The 24,510-nt window shown below is 73.2% G+C and carries 2 protein-coding genes; both read right to left on the bottom strand.

The genetic code is table 11. The features are described from left to right. Positions 1 to 45: 45 nt before the first annotated feature. Positions 46 to 12,171: an SDR family NAD(P)-dependent oxidoreductase gene (locus ACZ7DY_RS02270; RefSeq protein WP_471128894.1), complete on the bottom strand. Its 12,126-nt coding sequence runs from the start codon at positions 12,169 to 12,171 to the stop codon at positions 46 to 48. Between the two features lie 75 nt (positions 12,172 to 12,246). Continuing rightward, the gene (locus tag ACZ7DY_RS02265) at positions 12,247 to 24,495 is read right to left on the bottom strand and encodes an SDR family NAD(P)-dependent oxidoreductase (protein WP_471128892.1); all 12,249 of its coding nucleotides are present in this window, start codon (positions 24,493 to 24,495) and stop codon (positions 12,247 to 12,249) included. Positions 24,496 to 24,510: the final 15 nt, after the last annotated feature.

Here is a 24,510-nt window from a genome sequence, read left to right as displayed (position 1 = left end):
GTTCACCCAGCCTTCAGCGTGGTTTTCGCGCCGTGCACGGTCGTTTCACACACCCAGTTCTTTGTCGATGAAGTCGAGGACCTGGTCGGTCGTGGCGACCTGGAGCTGCTCCTTCGTGCTGCCGGAGTCGGGCGACGCGCCGGCCGCCTTCCACTTGGCCAGGAGCGCTTCAAGGCGTGCCGTGACGGCGTCGGTGTCGACGGCGACGTGTTCGACGAGGGTGCTTGACAAGGCGTTCTCGAGCTTCGCCAGGTCGCGCAGGAGCGGGTCGGTGGCTTCCTGCCCGGCGGGCGCGTCGCCGTCGGGGGCGAGTTGCGCGCCGAGGTGTTCGGCCAGGATGTCGGCGTCCGGGTGGTCGAAGACGAGGCCGGCGGGCAGGCGGAGGCCGGTGGCGGCGGACAGCCTGTTGCGCAGTTCGACGGCGGTGAGGGAGTCAAATCCGAGTTCCTTGAAGGTGCTGCCGGTGGCGAGCGCGTCGGTGTGCTGCCCGAGAACGGTGGCCGCCTGCTCCCGGATGAGCCTCACCAGCGTGTGGTGCCGGTCGGTCGGCGGCAGCGCGGCGAGCCGGCCGGCCAGGTCGGCGGGGTGTCCACCCGCCGTGGCCGTCGGCCTGCTCGTCCCACCCTTGGTGGAGGCGGCCAGACCGCGCAGGAGGGCGGGCCTGGTCGCCACGGGGTGCGTGGCGAGCGTGCGCAGGTCGAGGTTGAATCCCACCAGGTGGGGGTGGGGGTGCCGGTGTGCGGCGTCCAAAAGGGCCAGGCCGTGTTCATTGGTCATGGCCTTCACGCCGATACGGCTCATGCGGGCCAGGTCGGTGCCGCTGAGCCCGCCCGTCATCCCGCCGACGGCCCCGTTGGTCGCGCCGGCCGTCTGGCCGGTCGCTGCCGCCGTGTCCTGCCACAGCCCCCAGCCCACGGACAGCCCCGCCATGCCCATGGCCCGGCGGTGACGCATCAAACCGTCGCAATAAGCGTTGGCTGCCGCGTAGTTGGCCTGGCCCGGGCTGCCGAGGGTGGCCGCCGCGGAAGAGAAGACCACGAACAGGCCCAGCCGCATCCCGCGCGTCACCTCGTGCAGATTCTCCGCGGCAGCGGCCTTCGCCGACCACACCCGCCCCAGACCTTCACGCGTCTGCGCGGTGACCACGGCATCCTCCAGGACACCCGCCGCATGTACGACACCGGTCAGGGGGTGGGAGGGGTCGGTCTTGCCGACCAGCTCCACCACCGACGCCAGATCACCGACATCAGCGGCCACGACCTGTACCTCAGCACCCAACTCACCGAGCCGGTCCACCAGTTCCTCAGCACCAGGAGCAGCGGGGCCACGGCGGCTGGCCAGCAGCAGATGACGCACACCCCACTCACGCACGAGATGCTCCGCCACCACCTGGCCCAACGCACCCGTACCACCGGTGACCAGCACCGTGCCATCGGGGTCCAGCGGAGCGGGTACGTCGAGTACCAGCTTGCCGGTGTGCTTTGCCTGGCTCATGAACCGGAACGCCTCCCGCGCCTTGTCCAGCGGCCAGGAACGTACCGGCAACGGCTTAAGCCGTTCTGAGGTGAACAACTCGACGAGCTGGTCCAGCATCCGGCCGATGCGGTCAGGACCGGCATCACCCACCAAGTCGTATGCGGTGTACGCGACTCCGGGGTGCTCGGCGGTCACGTCCTCGGGGGTACGGAGGTCGGTCTTGCCCATCTCCAGGAACCGGCCGCCCTCGCCGAGCAGTCGCAGCGACGCGTCGATGAACTCCCCGGCGAGACTGTTGAGTACGACGTCGACGCCCTGGCCGTCGGTCGCCGCCCGGATCGTCTCCTCGAAGGCGAGATCCCGGGAGGAGGCGCGATGGGAGACATCGATTCCCATCTCTTCCAGTACTGCGTGCTTGGCCGGGCTCGCGGTCGCGAATACCTCCGCGCCCAGGTGCTGGGCGATCTGAATCGCCGCCATGCCTACGCCGCCTGTACCGGCGTGGATCAGCACCCGCTCCCCCGCCTTGAGACCGGCCAGCTCCACCAACCCGTACCAAGCCGTGAGGAACGCCGCCGGGACGCCTGCGGCCTCGCGCATGTCCCAGCCCTGCGGTACGCGGGTGACCATCCGCGCCTCCGCGGTCGCGACGGGGCCGAACGCCCCCTCGAACACACCCATCACGCGGTCACCGACCGAGACATGGGTGACGTCGGGCGCGACCTCCGTCACGATGCCGGCGCCCTCGCCGCCCATGGCCCCGTACGCGGGGACCATTCCGAGGGCGACCAGGACGTCGCGGAAGTTGATGCCCGCCGCGTGCACGGACAGGCGTATCCGTCCGGGTGCCAAGGGTTCGAGGACCTCCGGGCAGGGGGCTGCCGCCAGGTCGTCCAGCGAACCGCCGTCCACCATCCGCAGGCGCCAGGCCGATTCGCCGGTGGGGGCGACCAGTTCGTTCGTGCGGCGTGCCTGCGAGAGGCGGGGGATGTGGAGCTGGTCGCCGCGCAGGGCGAGTTGAGGCTCGTCGAGGTTCTCCACGGCATGCCGCAGCAGACCCTGGGGCAGCTCCTCGTAGACCTTCGAGACGACGTCGCCCTCGACCTCGCTCTCGACGTCGAGCAGGACGAAGCGGCCCGGGTTCTCCGACTGCGCACTGCGCACCAGGCCCCACACGGCCGCCGCGGCCGCGTCCACGTCACCGCCACCGTCGGTGGCCACCGCACCCCGCGTCACGACGCACAGCCGGGACTCGACCAGCTCCGGTACGGCCAGGAACTCCTGCACCAGCGCCAGCACCCTCTCCACCACCGGCAGAGCGTCGTCGTCGGCGGAGTCCGCGACAGGAGCCAGCACCGCCCACGGCACCTCGCCGCCCGGCCGCACCAGATCGGCCAAGTCGGCGCCGTCCGTGAGACGGACCCAGCCACCAGACTCCGGCACGTCGGTCGACGCAGCCTGAAGGGGGGCCCAGTCCACCGTGAACAGGCCTCGAATGGCGGGCTGTTGCGTCGCGGACGACAGTTGACCGGGCTTGACGGGACGCGTCTGCAGGGTGCCGACACTCATGACCGGGCCGCCGGTCGCGTCGGCGACCGTCACGCTCAGACCCTGCTCGGCGCTCTCCCCGACCGGACGGAGCCGTACACGCACCGTCGAGGCCCCCACGGCGCGCAGGGACAAACCGGTCCACGCGTACGGCACGTAGACCTGCTCGTCCTCACTGCCGCTCAGGAAACGGTCGGCGAGGAGGGGGTGGAGGGCGGCGTCCAGGAGGGCGGGGTGGATGCCGTAACCGTCGTGGGTTCCAGCGGCCTCGGGCAGCGCCACCTCGGCAAGGAGATCCTTCCCGTGCCGCCATACCGCACGCAGACCCTGGAAGGCCGGACCGTATCCGTACCCGGCCTCCGCCGCCTGCGCGTAGAAGTCCTCGATGCCCACGGGTTCGGCATCGGTGGGCGGCCAGACACCCGTCAAATCGGCACCCGTTACGTCGACTTCAGGAGCGAGCGTTCCAGTGGCGTGACAGACCCAGGTGTCGTCGCCGTCTGTGGTGTCCCCATCAGGGCGGGTATAGATCTGCACCCCGCGACGGCCCTGGTCATCGGCTTCATCGACGACGACCTGCACACGAAGTCCGGACGCCTCGGGCACCACCACGGGCGCCTGCAGCATCAACTCCTCCACCGCCCCGCAGCCGACCTCATCACCGGCGCGCAACACCCATTCCACCAGGGCCGCACCCGGCACCAGGACAGTCCCGGCCACCACGTGATCGGCAAGCCAGGCCGCACCCGAGCGCGACAACCGTCCCGTCAGCAGACACCCACCCCGGTCGGCGAACTCCACCGCCGCACCCAGCAACGGATGCCCCGCAGCCACCAGTCCCAGCCCGGCCGCATCTCCACCACCCGCGCGAGCCGACAACCAGAACCGCTCACGCTGGAAGGCATACGTCGGAAGATCCACCACCCGCGGCACCGGACCCGCCGGGAACAACCCCGACCAATCCACGGCAACCCCCGCCACATGCAGACGGGCCACGGCCTCGAAGAACGCCGACTCCTCCGACCGCTCCCCCGCCAGCGAAGACACCAACACCGGCTCCGAGCCAGCAAACTCGTCCAGCGTGTGCTGAGCAGCGGTCACCAGAACTGGGGCGGGACCCAGCTCCACGAACACTGCGGCGGTCTCGGCTACTTGAGCTATGGCAGGCTGGAACAGAACCGCCTGACGTACATGCCGCGCCCAGTACTCCGGCTGCGTGATCTCCTCACCGGCACGCTCACCCGAGACATTGCTCAGCAAGGGAATCGAGGGCTGGCGGAATTCGACTTCCCGCAGTGCTTCGGTGAACTCCGCCAGCATCGGCTCCATCAGCGCGGAATGGAAAGCGTGACTCACCGACAGGGCCTTGGTCTTCCTGCCCTGCTCCCGCCACCGCCCCGCAATCGCCTCCACCACATCCGACGGGCCCGAAATCACCGTCGAATCAGGAGTATTGACCGCCGCAATACTCACACCCGTGCCGTCCACATCCGCCGCCAGCTCCGTCGGCGTGGCCTGCACCGCACACATCGCGCCACCCTCAGGCAACGCACCCATCAACCGGGCCCGCGCACCCACCACCCGGCACGCATCCTCCAGACCGAACACACCCGCCACAAACGCAGCCGCAATCTCCCCGATCGAGTGGCCCACGACCACATCCGGGCGCACCCCGACCGACTCCCACAACCGCGCCAGAGCCACCTGCAACGCAAACAACCCGGCCTGCGCCCACATCGTGTGATCCAACAACTCCCGCGGACCACCAAAAACAACATCCTTCAACGAAGCCCCAAGCTCCGCATCCAACCGCGCACACACCTCGTCAAAGGCTTCAGCGAAGACAGGGAACCGCTCATAAAGGCCGGCCCCCATCCCCACCAACTGACTCCCCTGACCACTGAACAACCACACCGTCTCGCCACCCGGGCGAGGCTGCGACGAGGGCGAGCCGATCAGCGTGGGGTGCGGCTCTCCGGCCGCCAGTGCCTCCAACCCCGCCATCAGGTCGGCCCGTTCCGCGCCCACGATGACCGCGCGGTGGTCGTGGAGTGCCCGGGTCTTCAGCAGCGACCACGCCACATCGACCGGCCGGGTGTGGGGCGCGTCGCCGACGTGGTCGTGCAGGCGGCGTGCCTGGGCACGGAGGGCCTGGGGGCCACGCGCCGACAGCACCCACGGCACGCTGGAGGAGACCTCCGGCAACACCGAGTCCCCCGGGCCGTCCGCCGCTTCGGCCACCGGCTCGACGTCCGGCTCCGGAACCTGTTCCAGGATCAGGTGTGCGTTCGTGCCCGAGGCGCCGAACGACGAGACGCCCGCACGACGGACCCGGCCCGCCTCCGGCCACGCCACCGTCTCCGCCGCCAGCCGAACCGCACCCGACTCCCAATCCACATGCGGCGTCGGCTCATCCACATGCAGACTCGCCGGCACCACACCATGCCGCATCGCCAACACCATCTTGATCACACCCGCCACACCCGCGGCAGCCTGCGTATGACCGATGTTCGACTTCACCGAACCCAACCACAACGGCCGCTCCACCGGCCGACCCTGCCCATACGTCGCCAACAACGCCTGCGCCTCGATCGGATCACCCAACGTCGTCCCCGTGCCGTGGCCTTCGACGACATCGACGTCGGCCGCGGACAAGCGCCCACTCTCCAGCGCCTGACGGATCACCCGCTCCTGCGAGGGACCGTTCGGCGCCGTCAAGCCGTTGCTCGCGCCGTCCTGGTTCACCGCTGAACCCCGTACGACCGCGAGGACCTGGTGGCCGTTGCGGCGCGCGTCCGAGAGACGTTCGAGCAGGAGTACGCCGACGCCCTCGGAGAAGCCGACTCCGTCGGCCGCGGCGGCGTACGGCTTGCAGCGGCCGTCGGGTGAGAGGCCGCGCTGGCGCGAGAATCCCGCGAACATGTCCGGGTCCGCCACGATCGAGACGCCGCCCGCGAGGGCCAGGTCGCACTCGCCCTGGCGCAGCGCCTGCGCCGCCAGATGGATCGAGACCAGCGACGACGAGCACGCCGTGTCGACCGTCACCGCCGGACCCTCGAAGCCGAAGGTGTAGGCGACGCGCCCGGAGACCATGCTTCCGGTGCTCGCCAGGTAGGCGTAGCCCTCCAGTTGGGCGTCGGCCTCGGGGAAGGACTTGGCGTAGTCGTGGTTCATCAGACCCACGTAGGTGCCGGTCAGGCTGCCCTTGAGCGTCGTCGGGTCGATGCCCGCCCGCTCGAACACCTCCCACGCCGACTCCAGCAGCAGCCGCTGCTGCGGGTCCATCGCCAGCGCCTCACGCGGATTGATCCCGAAGAACGCCGCGTCGAAGTCGCCCGCGTCCGGCAGGAATCCGCCCTGGTCGGTGTAGCTGGTGCCGATGTGCTCGGGGTCCGGGTGGAAGAGGCGCTCCAGGTCCCAGCCGCGGTCCGTGGGGAAGGCACCCATGGCGTCCGTGCCCGCTTCGAGCAGGTCCCACAGGCCTTCCGGCGAGGTCACGCCACCCGGGAAACGGCAGGTCATGGCGACGATCGCGACCGGGTCGTCGGTGTCGGACGCGGTCCGCCGCGGGTGTGCCGTCGCGGGCACGGAGGCGGACGCGGGCGTGGTGGCGGCCGGGCCGGTGCCCGCCAGGCGGTGCACCAGGTGGGTGGCGAGGGCCTGGGGTGTCGGGTGGTCGAAGACGAGGGTGGCGGGGAGCCGTTCGCCGCAGGCGGCCGAGAGCCGGTTGCGCAGTTCCACCGCGGTCAGCGAGTCGAAGCCGAGGTCCTTGAAGGCCACGTCGACCTTCACCTGGGCTGCCGAGCCGTGGCCGAGGACGGCGGCGACGTATTCGCGTACGACATCGGTGAGCAGCCGGAGGCGGCCCTCCGCGTCGAGTCCGGCGAGGCGGCCCGCGAGCGCTCCGTCGGCGAGACCCTCGGAGGCGACGCGGCGACGCGTGCCGGAGGCGGTGAGCGCGCGCAGCAGGGGCGAGAGGCCGTCGGTGACAGCGCGGGGGTCGAGGTCGGCGGCGACCACGTAGGCGTGGTCGTGGGCGCGGGCGGCGTCGAGCAGGGCAAGCCCGCCCTCGTCGGTGAGCGCGGCGAATCCGGTCCGCTTCATGCGGGCCAGGTCCGTCCGGCTCAGCTCCCCGGTCATGCCGCTGGTCGCCTCCCAGAGGCCCCAGGCGATGGAGAGGCCCGCGAGGCCTTGCGCGCGGCGGTGCTGGACGAGGGCGTCGCAGTAGGCGTTGGCGGCCGCGTAGTTGGCCTGTCCGGGGCTGCCGAGTGAGGCGGCCGCCGAGGAGAAGACCAGGAACAGGCCGAGGGGCGTCTCGCGGGTCGCCTCGTGGAGGTGCCGTGCCGCGGTCGCCTTCGCCGCCCATACGCGCGCGAGGCTCTCGGGGGTCTGCGCGGTGACCACGGCGTCGTCCAGGACACCCGCGGCATGGATCACGCCGGTCAGCGGGTGCGCCGGGTCGACCGACGCGACCAGGCGGGCGACCGACTCCACGTCGCCGACGTCGGCCGCAGCGACCGACACGTGGGCGCCCAACTCGTCGAGTTTCCCCGTAAGTTCCGAGATTCCGGGGGTCGCGTCGCCGCGTCGGCTCGCCAGCAGGAGGTGGCGTACGCCCCACTCCCGTACGAGATGTTCGGCCACCAGCCGGCCGAGGACGCCGGTGCCGCCGGTGATGAGGACCGTGCCGTTCGGGTCGATCCCCTTGGCGGTCTCAACGGTCTCAGTAGCCTCAGCGGTCCCCGTGGTCTCGGTGCTTGCGTGTGTCGTGGGCACTGCGCGGACGAGGCGGGGCACCCGCGTTTCGCCTCCGTGCACGGCCGCCTGCGACTCGTCCGGGCCGACCGCCGCCATCGCCGCGGCGAGCGTGTCGTCCGGGCCGAGGTCGATCAGCGTGAAGCGGCCGGGGTTCTCGGACTGGGCGCTGCGGACCAGGCCCCAGACGGCCGCCGCCGCCACGTCCACGTCACCATCGCCACGACTCTCGCCCTCCCCGTCGCCGTCGCCGTCGCCGTCGAAGGCGACCGCACCCCGTGTCACCAGCACGAGGCGGGAGTCCGTCAGGGGCGAGGCCAGCCAGGTCTGGAGGAGGTCGAGGACACGGGTGGTGAGTGCGAGACCGTCGTCGCCCGGGGCCGGTTCGACGGGGGCGGCCACGAGCGGCGGCACCGGGGCGCCGGCCTCGACCGACGCCAGCAGCTCCGCGAGGCTCACCGCGTCCTCGTACTCGTATGCGTCCTCGTATGCGTCCGCCTTGCTCGCGGCATCCGCGTTCGCGGCGTCGTTTATGGTCACCCAGCTGTCGTCCGCGGCCTGGACCGGGACCGGTGCGGAAGCGGGCTCGGGTGCGGTCCACACCAGGTCGAAGAGTCCGTGCCGGTCGCGGGATCCGGCCGCGGCGAGGCGGCCGGTGTCGGTCGGGCGGGAGCGCAGGTCGCGGACGGTGAGGACGGGAGCGCCCACCGCGTCGGCGACGGTGATGCGCAGCCCCTCGTCGATCCGTTCGCCGAGCGGCGTCAGGCGTACCCGGACGGTGGTGGCCCGCACGGCGTGCAGCGCCACGTCGTTCCAGGCGAACGGCAGCCACACCTGTCCGGCGTCGGTGGACGGCAGCAGCAGGGCGGCGGGTTGCAGGACGGCGTCGAAGAGGGCCGGGTGGATGCCGAAACCGGCCGGGTCGCCGGCCTCCTTGGGCAGGCTCACCTCCGCCAGTACGTCCTTGCCGTGGCGCCACAGGGCGCGCACTCCGCGGAACGCGGGGCCGTAGCCGTATCCGGTGCGGTCGGCCCGGGCGTAGAGCTCCTCGGGGTCCGCCGGTTCGGCGTCGGCCGGGGGCCAGGCGCCGTCGAGGGTGTCCGCCGTGGCGTCGGCCGGCCGGGGGCCGAGCACACCGGCGGCGTGGCAGGTCCAGGGCCGGGAGGAGGCGAAGGCGTCGTCGTCATCGGGGCGGGAGAACACCTGGACGTCGCGTCGCCCCTGCGCGTCGGCCGCGTCCACGACGACCTGGATCTGCAGGCCTCCGGAGTCGGGCAGCACGAGCGGTGTCCGCAGCGTGAGTTCCTCGAGGGCGGGGCAGCCCACTTCGTCGGCGGCCCGCAGCACCCACTCGACCTGCGCGGCGCCGGGAACCAGCGCCTGGCCGGCCACGGCGTGGTCATCAAGCCAGGACGCCGACTGCCGGGACAGCCGGCCGCTCAGCAGGTGTATGTCTCCGCCGGCGAGGCCGATGCAGGCGCCGAGGAGCGGGTGCCCGGACGCGGCGAGGCCGAGTCCGGCCGGGTCACCGGCCTTCCCGCCGGCCGGAGCGATCCAGAAGTCCTGGTGCTGGAAGGCGTAGGTGGGGAGGTCGACGGTACGGGGGGTGGGGTCGGCCGGGAACCAGCGCCGCCAGTCGATCTCGGCACCGGCGGTGAAGGCGTGGGCGGCGGCGCGGGTGAGCTGGATGGTGTCGCCGTGGTCGCGGCGCAGGGTGGGCACGACGGTGGCGGCCACTTCGGCCCGTTCGATGAGGCTCTCCGTCGCCAGGTTGAGGACGGGGTGGGGGCTGACCTCGATGAACAGCCGGTACCCGTCCGCGAGCAGCGCGTCGACCGTGTCGGCGAAGCGCACCGTGCGGCGCACGTTCCGTACCCAGTACTCCGTGTCCAGGCCGGTGGTGTCGGGCAGGTGCCCGCCGGTGACGGTGGAGTAGAACGCGATGTCGGTGGCGGTCGGGGCGATGCCTGCGAGGCCCTCGGTGAGCTGGTCCAGGAGGGCGTCGAGCTGCGGGCCGTGGCCGGCGACGTCGGAGGCGACCGCGCGGGCCCGGAGGCCGCGTTCCTGGGCGTCGGCGACGACGGCGGCGATGCCGTCCGGGGGCCCGGAGATGACCGTGGAGGTCGGCCCGTTGACGGCGGCTATGACCACGCCCTGGTGCCCGTCGATCAGGTCGGCGGCCTGCTCCTGGCTCATGCCCAGGGAGGCCATGCCGCCGCGTCCGGACAGCTGCCGCAGCAGGATGCTGCGCACGGCGACGATGCGCGCGGCCTCGTCGAGGGAGATGGCGCCGACGACGCAGGCGGCGGCGATCTCGCCCTGGGAGTGGCCGACGACCGCGGCCGGGGTGACGCCGAGGTCGGCCCAGACGGCGGCGAGCGAGACCATGACGGCCCACAGCACCGGCTGGACGACGTCGATCCGGGCCAGTTCGGATCCGTCGCCGCGCAGGGCGTCGGTCAGGGACCAGTCGACGTACGGGGAGAGGGCCTGTTCGCACTCGGCGATCCGGGCGGCGAAGACCGGCGACTCGTCGAGGAGCCGGGCGCCCATGCCCACCCACTGGCCGCCCTGGCCGGGGAAGACCAGGACCGGGCCCGGGCCCGTGGCGCCCGCCGTCCCGGAGACCACGTCGGGCGAGGCGTCGCCCGACGCGAGGGAGCGCAGGCCGTCGAGGAGGCCTGCGTGGTCCTCGCCGATGACCACGGCGCGGTTCTCGAAGACCGACCGGGTCGTCGCCAGTGACCAGCCCAGCTCGGCCGGGGACGCCGGTCGCGGGTCCGTGCCCGCGTGTTCGGCCAGGCGGGCGGCCTGGGCGCGCAGCGCGTCGTCGCCGCGCGCGGAGACGATCCATGGCACGACCCCGCCCGCCACCGGTCGCGACTCCGGGAGGGGTTCCGTCGCCGGTGTCGACGGTTGCCCGGTGGCCTGCTCCGGGGACTCGTCGGTCTGCTGCGGGGGCCCATCGGTCCGCTGAGGAGACTCGTCGGTCCGCTGAAGGGTCTCTTCCGCGGGCGCCTCCTCCAGGATCACGTGGGCGTTCGTGCCGGACATGCCGAACGCGGAGACGCCCGCGCGGCGGGGGCGTTCGCCGCGTGTCCACGGCACGGGCTCGGTCAGGAGCTTGACGGTGCCCGTGGACCAGTCGACGTGCGGGGTGGGTTCGTCGACGTACTGGGTGGCGGGCAGCAGTTCGTTGCGCAGCGCCATCACCATCTTGATGACGCCCGCGACGCCCGCCGCGCCCTGCGGGTGGCCGATGTTCGACTTGACGGAGCCGAGCCACAGCGGCCGGTCCTCGTCCCGGTCGCGGCCGTAGGTGGCGAGGAGCGCCCCGGCCTCGATGGGGTCGCCGAGCTTCGTGCCGGTGCCGTGTGCCTCGACGGCGTCGACCTCGGCGGCGCCGAGGCCCGCGTTGGCGAGGGCGGCGCGGATGACGCGTTCCTGGGAGGGACCGTTGGGGGCGGTGAGGCCGTTGCTCGCGCCGTCCTGGTTGACGGCGGAGCCACGGATCACGGCGAGGACCTGGTGGCCGTTGCGGCGGGCGTCGGAAAGGCGTTCGAGGAGGAGCAGGCCAGCGCCCTCGGAGAAGCCGGTGCCGTCGGCGGAGGCGGCGAACGCCTTGGAGCGGCCGTCGGGCGACAGCGCGCCCTGCCGGGAGAACTCGGTGAACGCGCCGGGCGTCGACATCACCGTCACACCGCCGGCGAGGGCCAGCTCGCACTCGCCCTGCCGCAGTGCCTGCGCCGCCAGGTGCATCGCGACCAGCGAGGAGGAGCAGGCAGTGTCGACGCTCACCGAGGGGCCTTCGAGGCCGAGGGTGAAGGAGATCCGGCCGGAGAGCACGCTCAGCGCGTTGCCGGTGAGGAGGTGGCCCTCCACCGTCTTGTCGGGCTGGGCGCCGCCGAAGCCGAGCACGCCGGCGCCGACGTAGACGCCCGTGGGGCTCAGCTTCAGCGCGGCGGGGTCGATGCCGGCCCGTTCCAGGAGCTCCCAGGCCGTCTCCATCAGCACCCGCTGCTGCGGGTCCATGGCCAGGGCCTCGCGCGGGCTGATGCCGAAGAACGCGGGGTCGAAGGCCGGGGCGTCGTACAGGAAGCCGCCGTGGCGCACGTAGCTGGTGCCGGGGTGGTCGGGGTCGGGGTGGTAGAGGCTCTCCAGGTCCCAGCCCCGGTTGGCGGGGAAGTCACCGATGGCGTCGCCGCCGTCGGCGACCAGCTGCCAGAGGGCCTCGGGCGTACGGGTGTCACCGGGGAAGCGGCACGCCATGGAGACGATGGCGATCGGTTCCTGGGCGCGCTCCTCCACCTCGCGCAGACGCCGGCGGGCCTGGCCGAGGTCCACTGTGACCCGCTTCAGATACTGACGAAGCTTTTCTTCGGTGTTCGACATCGAACGTCACTTCTCCATCGGTGAAGGGCACAGGGGTACGGAGGGGCTGGGGGGAGGGGTGGGCCGGGGCAGGGGTCACAGCTCCCGGTCGATGAACTCGAACATCTCGTCGTCCGAGACGTCGTCGAGCGCGTCCAGACCGGTCGCGCCGTGCCCGTCCGCCGTGGCGCCGCCGGCGGCGCCGTTCAGCTTGGACAGCAGCGTGTTGAGGCGCCTGGTGACCCGGCCGCGCGCGTCGTCGTCGAGGGCGAGGACGTCCAGGGAGGACTCGATCCTGCCGAGTTCGTTGAGCACCGGGTCCGCCGCGTCCTTGACGGGCGGGGCGGCGCCGTCGGGCGACAGGCGTTCCAGGAGGTGGTCGACGAGCGCGGCGGACTCCGGGTAGTCGAAGACGAGTGCGGCGGGCAGCTTCAGGCCGGTGGCCGCCGCGAGCCGGTTCCGCAGTTCCACGGCGGTCAGGGAGTCGAAGCCGAGCTCCTTGAAGGACGTGTCCGGGCGGACCGCGTCGTGGTCGGTGTGGCCGAGGACGCCCGCGACGTTGGTCCGTACGAGATCCAGCAGTTGGCGGCGCCGTTCGGGGACCGTCAGTCCGGCGAGCCGGGCGGCGAAGCCGTCCGTGGCGGGGGCGCCGGCCCCGGTCGCGCTGCGCCGGGTCGTGATCCGGCCGCCGCGTGCGGTGGCGGCCACGGCGCGCAGGAGGACGGGACGGGACGCCGCGGGCTGGGCGGCGACGGTCCGCGCGTCGAGGTCGACGGCGACGAGGTGCGGCCGGCCGTGGGCGAGGGCGCCGTCGAGCAGGGCGAGGCCGCGCTCGGTGGTGAGCGGGGTGAATCCGGTGCGCTTCATGCGGGCCAGGTCTCCCTCGCCCAGGTGCCCGGTCATGCCGCTCGCGGTCTGCCACAGGCCCCAGCCGATCGAGAGGCCGGGCAGCCCCTGTGCGCGGCGCCGCTGGACGAGGGCGTCGCAATAGGCGTTCGCCGCCGCGTAGTTGGCCTGCCCGGGGCTGCCCAGTGTCGCCGCCCCGGAGGAGAAGACGACGAACAGCCCGAGCCTCAGGTCGCGTGTCGCCTCGTGCAGATGCGTCGCGGCGGCGGCCTTCGCCGCCCATACGCGCGCGAGGCTCTCCGGTGTCTGCGCGGTGACCACGGCGTCGTCCAGGACACCGGCGGCGTGGATCACGCCGGTCAGCGGATGCGCCGGATCGATCTTGCCGATGAGTTCGGCCACCGCCTCGCGGTCGGCGACGTCCGCCGCGACGACGGTCACCTCGGCCCCCATCCCGGTCAGCCGGGCCGCGAGTTCGCCGCTGCCGGGCGCCTCGGAACCACGCCTGCCGGCGAGCAGCAGGTGTCGTACGCCCCACTCCCCCACCAGGTGCTCGGCGACCGCGGCGGCGAGCACTCCGGTGCCGCCGGTGATGAGGACCGTACCGTCGGGGTCGAGGGCGGGCGGGATCTCCAGGACGAGCTTGCCGGTGTGCTGTGCCCGGCTCATGAACCGGAACGCCTCCCGTGCCCGGCCCAGCGGCCAGGGCGTCACCGGCAGTGGGGAAAGGACCCCGGAGGCGAACAACTCGCCCATTTCGGCCAGCATTTCGCCGATCCGGTCGGGTCCGGCGTGCGGCACCAGGTCGAACGCCCGGTACCAGGCGCCCCCGTGGTCGGCCGCGACCTGCTCGGGGTCGCGTTTGTCGGTCTTGCCCATGTCGACCATGCGCCCGCCCTCGGCGAGCAGCCGGAGCGACGCGTCGGTGAACTCCCCCGCCAGGCTGTTGAGTACGACGTCCATGCCCCGCCCGCCCGTCGCCGCGCGCAGCTCTTCCTCGAAGGCGAGGTCGCGGGAGGAGGCCCGGTGGGCGGCGTCGATGCCCATGCCGTCGAGCACGCCGTGTTTGGCGGGGCTGGCGGTGGCGTACACCTCGGCGCCCAGGTGGCGGGCGATCTGGGTGGCGGCCATGCCCACCCCGCCGGTGCCGGCGTGGATGAGCAGCGACTCGCCCGCCCTGAGGCGACCGAGGTCCACCAGCCCGTACCAGGCCGTCAGGAACACCACGGGCACGGCGGCGGCCTGCTGGAGGCTCCACCCCTCCGGGACCGGGACGACCATCCGGGCGTCCGCGACCGCCAGGGGCGCGAAGGCACCCTCGAACAGGCCCATCACGCGGTCACCGACGGACAGATGCGTGACGCCGGGCCCGACCTCCGTCACATGCCCGGCACCCTCGCTGCCCGCGAAGGTGCCCTTGTCGGGATACATGCCCAGCGCGATCAGTACGTCACGGAAGTTGATGCCGGCCGCCCGTACGGAGATCCGCACCTGGCCGGGCTCGAGCGGGGCGAGCGCCTCCGGGGCGTCGACGACCGCGAGGTTCTCCAGCGTGGCCGTGCCCGAGGTGCCGAGACGCCAGGCGGGCGTGCCGGTCGGCGGCACCAGCTCCTCCGGCCCACCGGCGGGCGTCAGACGAGGAACACGTATCTTTCCATCCCTGAGGGCGAGTTGGGGCTCGTCGAGTACTTCGACGGCGTGCCGCAGAGCGCCCAGCGGCAGCCCGTCGGCGACGGCACTGCGACTGTCTCCGTGCCCGTCGCCATCGCCACCGAGGCCGCCATCAAGATCGCCGTCGACATCGAGCAGGACGAAGCGGCCCGGGTTCTCCGACTGCGCGGTGCGGACCAGGCCCCATACAGCGGCGGCGGACGCGTCCACGTCGCCGGCGCCGTCCACGGCCACGGCGCCCCGCGTGACGAGGAAGAGCCGGGACTCGGCCAGCTCCGGCACCGCCAGGAACTCCTGGACCAGGGCGAGCGCCCGCTCCACCACCGGCCGCCCGTCGTCTCCCCCTGCGGGGGCCTCGACAGGAGCCAGTACGGCCCACGGCGCCTCGCCGCCGCTCTCCGGCACCACGCCGGACAGACCGGCATCACCCGAGAGCACGACCCAGCCGGCATCCTCCGACACGTCGGTCGACGGCACCTCAAGCGGCGTCCAGTCCACCGTGTAGAGACCGTCGACGCCGCTGCCCGCGGCGGCCGCCAGCTGCCCCGGGTCGGCCGCCCGCAGCGTCAGCGCGTCCACAGCCAGAACGGGCGCGCCGTCGCCGTCGGCGATCTCGACCCGCAGGCCGCGCTCGGCCGAGTCCTCCTGCGGGGAGAGCCGCACGCGGACGTGCGTCGCACCCTCCGCACTGAGGGCCACCCCGTTCCACGCGAACGGCAGCCACATCTGACCGTCGGCCGGCCGGTCGATGAGCAGCAGCGGATGCAGGGCGGCATCCAGCAGCGCCGGGTGGACCCCGAAGCCGTCATGGCCACCCGCCTGCTCGGGCAGTGTCACCTCGGCCAGCAGCTCGGACCCGTGCCGCCACAGGGCCCGCACCCCCCGGAACGCCGGGCCGTACGCGTACCCCGCCTCGGCGGCCCGCTCATAGAAGTCCGACACATCCACGGCCTCGGCGCCGGGCGGAGGCCACGCGCCGCCCATCTCCGGTGTGGGCGCTGCGAGTTCCGCGCTCACCACGCCGACGGCATGGCACAACCACGGGGCGGCTCCGTCGGCCCCATCCGGCCGCGAGTACACGCGTACGTCCCGTCGGCCCTGCTCGTCCGCCGCGCCCACGGCCACCTGGACCTGGACGCCGCCGGACTCGGGCAGCACAAGCGGCGCCTGCAACGTCAGCTCGTCCACCGTGGCGCAGCCCGCCTCGTCGGCGGCCCGCAGCACCCACTCCACAAGGGCGGCCCCCGGCACGAGGACCGTCCCGGCCACCACGTGCTCGGCAAGCCAGGAAGGGGCCTTGCGGGAGAGCCGGCCGGTGAGCAAGTACGCGTCGGACTCGGCGAGTTCCACGCAGGCACCGAGCAGCGGGTGACCGGCGGACGCCATGCCGAGGTCGGCGGCGTCCCCCGTGGAGCCTCCGGGCTCCTCCAGCCAGTAGTGCCGTCGCTGGAAGGCGTAGGTGGGGAGGTCGACGGTACGAGGGGTGGGGTCGGCCGGGAACCAACGCCGCCAGTCGACCTCAGCACCGGAGGTGAAGGCGTGGGCGGCGGCCCGGGTGAGCTGGATGGTGTCGCCGTGGTCGCGGCGCAGGGTGGGCACGACGGTGGCGGGGATATCGGCCCGCTCGATGGTCTCTTCCATGCCGAGAGCGAGCACCGGGTGCGGGCTGGCCTCGATGAACAGCCGGTAGCCGTCCGCGAGCAACGCCTCCACGGTGTCGGCGAAACGCACCGGCTGGCGGAGGTTGGTGACCCAGTACTCGGTGTCCAGAGCGGTGGTGTCGTCGAGGCGCTCGGCGGTGACCGTCGAGTAGAAGGCGACATCAGTACGGGAGGGGGTGATGTCGGAAAGGCGCTCGGTCAGCAGGTCGCGCAGCTCGTCGATCTGCGGGCCGTGCGAGGCATAGCCGACATCGATGACCCGGGCCCGCAGACCACGCGCCTCCGCGTCAGCGACGACCGCCGCGACATGCTCCGGCGGACCCGAAATAACCGTGGACGAGGGCCCGTTGACGGCCGCCACGCACACACCCGGCCGGTCGCCGATGAGCTCGGCAGCCTCCTCGGCCCCCGTCCCCAGCGACGCCATGTCGCCGTGTCCCTGAAGCTGCCTGAGCGCATCACTGCGCACGGCAACAATCCGTGCCGCATCCTCCAGCGACAGCGCCCCGGCCACACACGCGGCAGCCATCTCGCCCTGCGAGTGCCCGATGACGGCAGCCGGCTTGATCCCGTAGTCCTCCCAGACGGCGGCCAGGGACACCATCACCGCCCACAACACGGGCTGGACAACCTCGACCCGGGACAGCTCACTGCCGTCCCCGCGCAACACCTCCGTCAGTGACCAGTCCACGTACGCCGAAAGCGCCCGCTCGCACTCGGCGATCCGTTCCGCGAACACCGGCGACTCATCCAGCAGTTGAGCACCCATACCCACCCACTGCGACCCCTGCCCGGGAAAGACCAGCACCGGCCCCGCCCCCGCAGAAGTCGCCGCACCGGACACGACGTCCGCGCACGCGTCACCTGCCGCCAGCGACCGCAACGCGGCCCTCAACTCGTCCCGGTCGCGGCCCACGACGACGGCCCGCTGCTCGAACACGGACCGGCTCATCACCAGCGACCAGCCGACCTCGGCCACCGTGGAGTCAGAGTCCCGTGAGGTGAACTCGTCCAGCCGCCGCGCCTGTTCACGCAACGCGTCCACCGAGCGCCCGGACACCACCCACGGCACCACACCCGCTCCCGGCGCGACGACGCCACCCGAAGCAGCCTCTCCCGAGGAGACCTCCCCCGAAGGCACCTCCTCCGGCGCCTCCTCCAGGATCAGATGCGCATTCGTCCCCGAGATGCCGAAGGACGAGACTCCCGCGCGCCGCACCCATTCGCCACGCGACCACGGGACCGGTTCGGTCAGCAGGCGCACCCCGCCGCCATCCCACTCGACATGAGGGGTCGGTTCGTCGGCGTGGAGGGTGGCGGGGAGCTGTTCGTTGCGCAGGGCCATCACCATCTTGATGACGCCCGCCACGCCGGCCGCCGCCTGAGTGTGACCGATGTTCGACTTGATCGAGCCGAGCCACAACGGCCGGTCCTCGGACCGCCCTTGGCCGTACGTGGCCAGCAGCGCCTGCGCCTCGATGGGGTCGCCCAGCGTGGTGCCCGTGCCGTGGGCCTCCACCACGTCGACGTCCTCGGGGGCCCGGCCCGCCCCGGCGAGGGCGGCGCGGATGACGCGTTCCTGGGAGGGGCCGTTGGGGGCGGTCATGCCGTTGCTCGCGCCGTCCTGGTTGACGGCGGAGCCCCGTATCACCGCGAGGACCTTGTGACCGTTGCGGCGCGCGTCGGAGAGGCGCTCCAGGACGACGAGGCCGGCGCCTTCGCCCCAGCCGGTGCCGTCGGCCGCGGCCGCGAACGGCTTGCACCGGCCGTCGGGGGCGAGGCCTCGCTGGCGCGAGAACTCCACGAAGGTGTTCGGGGTGGCCATGACGGTCACGCCGCCGGCGAGCGCGAGCTCGCACTCGCCCTGGCGCAGCGCCTGGGACGCCAGGTGCATCGCGACCAGCGAGGAGGAGCAGGCGGTGTCCACCGTGATGGCGGGGCCTTCGAGCCCGAACGTGTAGGCGACCCGGCCGGAGGCCACGCTCGGCGTGCTGCCGGTCATGATGCGTCCCTCGAAGCCGTCCGGCTTGCGGGCAAGGAAGCGTGAGCCGTAGTCGTCGTACATGATGCCGGTGATCACGCCGCAGGAGGTGCCGCGCAGGGTGGCCGGGTCGATGCCCGCGTGTTCGAAGGCCTGCCAGGCCGTCTCGAGGAGCAGGCGTTGCTGCGGGTCGGTGGCGGCGGCCTCGCGGGGGCTGATGCCGAAGAAGCCGGCGTCGAAGCGGGCCGCGTCGTAGAGGAAGCCTCCTTCTCGCGTGTAGCTGTGGCCGACCTGGTCGGGGTCGGGGTCGAACAGGGCGGCCGTGTCCCAGCCGCGGTCCTCGGGGAAGGGGCCGATGGCGTCGGTGCCGGTGGCTACCAGCTGCCACAGCCGGTCGGGCGAGGTCACGCCGCCGGGGTAGTGGCAGGCCATGCCGACGATGGCGATGAGGTCGTCGTCGGTGCCCGTGGTGCGCGGGGCGGGTGCCTGGGTGGCCGGTGACGTGTGTGCGTCGCTGTCGGGGAGGTGGCCGCGCAGGTGGCGGGCGAGGGCGCCGGGGCTGGGGTGGTCGAAGATGAGCGTGGCGGGCAGCCGGATGCCGGTGGCGGTGGAGAGGCGGTTGCGGAGTTCCAGGGCGGTGAGCGAGTCGAAGCCCAACTCCTGGAAGGCGCGGCCCAGTTCGATGGTCTCGGGTGAGGGGTGGGCCAGGACCGTCGCGATCTGTTCACGGATGAGGTCGTTGAGGGCGCGGTCGCGGTCGGCGTCGGAGAGCTTGGCGAGGCGGGCCACCCACGACGTGGGCGTGGCCTCGTCGGTGCCGGTGCCGGTGCCGGTGGTGCGGGTGGCTGTGGGGCGCTGCGTGCGCACCAGCCCGCGCAGGACGGGTTGCAGGGTGCGTGCGGCGGCCTGGCCGCGCAGGACGGCCCGGTCGAAGCGGGTGGCGAGGACCGTGGCGTGCGGGGCGGTGAGGGCCGCGTCGAAGAGGGCGAGGGCCTGGTCGTCGTCGAGTCCCGCGACCCCGGTGCGGTGGATGCGGGCGCGGTCGGCGTCCGCGAGCCGGGCCGCCATGCCGCCGGACGCGGACTCCCACAGTCCCCAGGCGAGGGAGGTGGCGGCGAGGCCGTGGGCGCGGCGGTGTTCGGCGAGGGTGTTGAGGAAGACGTTGGCGGCCGCGTAGTTGGCCTGGCCGCCGTTGCCGAGGAGGGAGGCGCCGGAGGAGAAGACGACGAACGCCGACAGGTCCGTGTCGCGGGTGAGTTCGTGCAGGTGCCAGGCCGCGTCGACCTTGGGTGCCAGGACGGCGTCGAGCTGGCCGCGGGTCATCGTCGTGACGAGGCTGTCGTCGATGACGCCTGCGGTGTGGACGACGGCGGTGAGGGGGTGGGCGGCGGGGATGCCGGCCAGGAGTGCCCTCAGGGCGTCGGGGTCGGTGATGTCGCAGGCCTCGACGCGTACGTCGACGCCGTCGGCGGCGAGTTCGGCGCGCAGCTCGGCGACACCTTCGGCCGCCTCGCCACGCCGGCCGGCGAGGAGGAGGTGGCGTGCGCCGTGTGTGGCGGCCAGGTGGCGGGCGACGGCGCGGCCGAGACCTCCGGTGCCGCCGGTGATCAGGACGGTGCCCTCCGGGTCCAGGTGTGGCGCGGTGGCGTCGGGGCCGGGCGGGGTGACCGCGAGGCGGGGGACGAGGGCCGTGCCGGTACGCAGGGCGAGCTGGTTCTCGGCGTGGACGGTGGCGGCGGCCAGGGCGGCGGGCAGCGCGTCGCGTGACGCGGTGTCCTGGTCGGTGTCCACGAGCAGCACGCGGTCGGGCTGTTCGGCCTGGGCGGCGCGGACCAGGCCCCAGAGGGGCGCGGTGGCCAGGTCGGCGGGCGCGTCGTCGGGGTGGGCGGTGACCGCGCCCGTGGTGAGGATGACGAGGCGGGCACCGGGGAGGCTGTCCGTGGTGAGCCACTCCCGCAGCAGCTGGAGGGCGTGCCGGGCGTGGGCCCGTACGCGCGCCGGGATGCTCTCCGCGCTGTCCGCGGTGGGGCCATCGGTGGCGTCAGTGGTTGCGTCGCTGTCGACGGTGAACGGGGCGAAGACGATGTCCGGTACGGGCTCGCCGTCGGCGACGGCGGCCGTCAGCGCGGCCAGGTCCGGGTGGTGTGCGGTGGGTCCGATGCCCGCGTCGTCGGTGCCGAGCACGGCCCAGGTCCCGGCGGGCTGCGTCTCGTCCCGCAGCGGCAGCGGCTGCCAGTCCAGGTGGTGCAGGGGGATGGTGGCCGCGGGGCGGGCGGCGCGCCAGCGGTCCGCGGGGATCAGCCGCAGTTGGAGGGTGTCTATGGTGGCGACGGGCGTGCCGTCGGCGCCGGTCAGGGTCAGGGTCAGCCGGTCGTCACCGCGAGGGCCGAGGCGGGCCCGCAGATGGGTCGCCCCGGTGACGTGATGGCGTATGTCGCTGAAGGAGAACGGCAGCCGTACGGGCGCCTCGGCCTCGCCGTCCCCGGCGTGATAGAGCTCGTCGACGGCGTGCAGGGCGGCGTCGAGCAGGGCCGGGTGCAGGGCGAACGCCTCGGCGTCGGCGTGCTGTTCGTCGGCGAGGCGGACGTCCGCGTAGAGGTCGTCGCCGTGCCGCCAGGCCGCGTGGACGGCGCGGAACGCCGGCCCGTAGCAGTAGCCCTGGGCGTCGAGACGGTCGTACAGCGCGTCGACGTCGAGGGCGGTGGCCCCGGCGGGCGGCCAGGGCGTGGTGTCGGGGGCCGGGGGTTCGGTGGCCGGGCCGGCCGAGAGGATGCCGGTGGCGTGTCGGCGCCAGCCGTGGGTGCCCGTTCCGTCTTCCATCCCGTCGGTGCCGGCGTCGGCGTCGTCGTCGGCGGGCCGGGTGTGGATGGTGAGGGTGCGGCGGCCGGTCTCGTCGGGGGCTGCCAGGGCGAGTTGTACGTGGACGGCGCCCGCTCCGGAGCCGTGCGCGCCACCGGTGCCCGTACCGCTGCCACCGCCTGAACCCGTGCCGCTGTCGGCGTCATCGAGGAGCAGCGGCGTCTCGAGTGTCAGGTCGTCGACGGTGTCGCAGTCGGCGAAGCGTCCCGCGAGCAGGGCGAGTTCGACGAAGGCGGTCGCGGGCAGCGGGACGCCGCCCGCGATGGCGTGGTCGGCGAGCCACGGGTGGGTGCGCAGGGAGAGCCGGCCCGCGAGGAGCAGGCTGCCGTCGGCCTGGTGGATGACGGCGGGCAGGAGCGGGTGGCCGGTGTCGTGGACGTCGGCGGCGCGGGCCGGCGCGGCGGCGTCGGGGGTGGCGCGCCAGTACCGGCGGCGCTGGAACCGGTAGGTGGGCAGCGGCAGTTGGGCGGCGTCCGCGGGGAAGAGCGGGGCGAGGTCGGCGGTGTGTCCGTCGGTGTGCAGCGCGGCGACGGCGCCGAGCAGGGTGCGGGCCTCGTCGTGTCCGGCGCGCAGGGCGGCGACGACGAGAGGGGCGGGTTCCTCGGTGCCGTCGGCCGGGGCGGCCGGGAGGCAGTCCTGGACCATGGTGGCGAGGACGGGGTCGGGGCCGAGTTCCAGGTAGCGCACCACGTTGTCGGCGCCGAGGGTGCGCAGCCCGTCGAAGAAGCGCACGGGCCGGCGGACGTGCCGCACCCAGTACTCGGGGTCGGTCAGGAGTTCCGCGTCGGCGAGGCGCCCGGTGAGGTTGGAGACGACGGGCAGGGTCGGCGGGTGGAGGGTCAGGGAGCGGACCACACGGCGGAAGTCGTCGAGCATCGGCTCGATGAGCGGCGAGTGGAAGGCGTGACTGACGTTGAGGCGCTTGGTCTTGACGCGGCGGGCGCGCAAGGCCCGTTCGATCTCCGTGACGGCGTCCTCCTCGCCGGAGACGACGACGGCGGCGGGGCCGTTGACCGCGGCGAGCGAGAGGCGCTCCTCCTCCCCCGCGAGCAGGGGCAGTACGTCCTCTTCGGCCGCCTGTACGGCGAGCATGGCGCCGCCCGAGGGCAGGGCCTGCATGAGCCGGCCGCGGGCGGCGACCAAGGCGCAGGCGTCCGGCAGGGAGAACACCCCTGCGGCGTGCGCGGCGGCGATCTCGCCGACGGAGTGTCCGGTCAGCCGGGCGGGTGTCACACCGAAGGAGGTGACCAGGCGGTACAGGGCGACTTCGAGGGCGAAGAGGGCGGCCTGGGTCATGCCGGTCCCGTGCAGCGCGGCTGCCTGCGCGGTGTCGGCGGGGGCGAACAGGACGGAGCGCAGCGGCTGTTCGAGCAGCGGGTCCAGGTGGGCGCAGATCTCGTCCAGGGCTTCGGCGAAGACGTCGAAGGTCTCGTACAACCGGGCGCCCATGCCGGGCCGTTGGCTGCCCTGGCCGGTGAAGAGGAAGGCGGTGCCGCCGGGGCGTGCGGGGCCCGCGGCGCGGGTGAGGGCGGGGTGGCTGCGGCCGGCCGCGAGTGCGTTCAGTGCGGCGGCGCGCTCGTCGTGGTCGGTGCCGAGCACGACGGCGCGGTGCTCGAACAGGGTGCGGCGCAGCAGGGTGGCGCCGATGTCGGCGGTCGAGCCGCCGGGGTGGGCGGCGAGGTGGCCGGCGAGCGCGTCGGCCTGGGCGCGCAGCGCGGCGGGGGTGCGGGCGGACAGCACCCAGGGCAGCGTCGCCGCCCCGCCCCGGGAGACCTCGGAACGCGCGGACACGGCAGAGGCGGCGGCCCCTGCAACGGCATCGGCCACTGCTTCGGTCCCGGCCGGGAGTGCCGCTTCCTCGGCCAGGCGTGCCCCTTGTGCGGCCGAGGACGTCGCTTGTGCCGGCGGGGGCGCGTCCGCGGCGGCCGGGAGTGTCTCCTTCTCGTCCTGAGGTGCCTCCTCCAGGATGAGGTGGGCGTTGGTGCCGGAGATGCCGAAGGAGGAGATGCCCGCGCGGCGGGCGCGGTCGCCGCGCGGCCAGGCGACGGGCTCGGTGAGCAGGCGTACCGCGCCCGACTCCCAGTCGGCGTGCGGGGTGGGCTCGTCCGCGTACAAGGTGGCGGGCAGCGTCTGGTGCCGCAGCGCCTGGACCATCTTGATCAGACCCGCGGCGCCCGCCGCGCCCTGGGTGTGGCCGATGTTGGACTTCACCGAGCCGAGCCACAGCGGCCGGTTCTCGTGCCGCTCCTGGCCGTAGGTGGCGAGGAGCGCGTCGGCCTCGATGGGGTCGCCGAGCCGGGTACCGGTGCCGTGTGCCTCGACCGCGTCGACTTCGGCGGGCGAGAGCCGGGCCCCGGCGAGTGCGGCGCGGATGACGCGCTGCTGGGAGGGGCCGTTGGGGGCGGTCAGACCGTTGCTCGCGCCGTCCTGGTTGACGGCGGAGCCGCGGATGACGGCGAGCACGCGGTGTCCGGCCCGGCGGGCGTCGGAGAGGCGTTCCAGTACGAGGAGTCCGGCGCCCTCGGAGAACGCGGTGCCGTCGGCGGCGGCCGCGAAGGGCTTGCAGCGGCCGTCGGCGGCCAGGCCGCGCTGGCGGGAGAACTCGGTGAACACGTACGGGGTGGTCATCACCGTGACGCCGCCGGCGAGCGCCAGGTCGCACTCCCGTCGGCGCAGCGCGTGCGCGGCCAGGTGGACGGCGACGAGCGACGACGAGCAGGCGGTGTCGATCGTCACCGCCGGGCCTTCCAGTCCGAAGGTGTAGGCGAGGCGGCCCGAGAGGACGCTGGGGGCGCTGCCGGTGACGAGGTGGCCCTCGGCCGCCGGGTCGATGTGGGGGGTGCCGAAGCCGGGCAGTGCCGCGCCCGCGTAGACGCCGGTGCGGGTGCCGTTCAGCGAGCGCGGGTCGATGCCCGCGCGCTCCAGCGCCTCCCAGGCGCACTCCAGGAGCAGCCGCTGCTGGGGGTCGAGCACGGCGGCCTCGCGCGGGCTGATGCCGAAGAACTCCGGGTCGAACCGGTCGGCGTCGTGGATGAACCCGCCCTCGCGGGCGTAGCTCGTGCCGGGGTGGTCGGGGTCGGGGTGGAAGATCCGCTCCAGGTCCCAGCCCCGGTTGTCGGGGAAGGGGCCAAGGGCGTTGCCGCCCGTGGAGACCAGTTCCCACAGGTCCTCCGGGCTGCGGACGCCGCCGGGGTAGCGGCAGGCCATCTCCACCACGGCCACCGGTTCCTGGTCGCGCTCCTCGGCCTCGCGCAGCCGCTGCCTGGTGGCGTGCAGGTCCGCGGAGACACGCTTGAGGTAGTCGACCAGTTTCTCTTCGCTCACCATGTGCGCTTTAGCTCC

Source organism: Streptomyces sp. NPDC037013 (assembly GCF_055607265.1).
The sequence above is the reverse complement of the archived record's forward strand: the minus strand, read 5'-3'. Positions and strand labels throughout refer to the sequence as shown.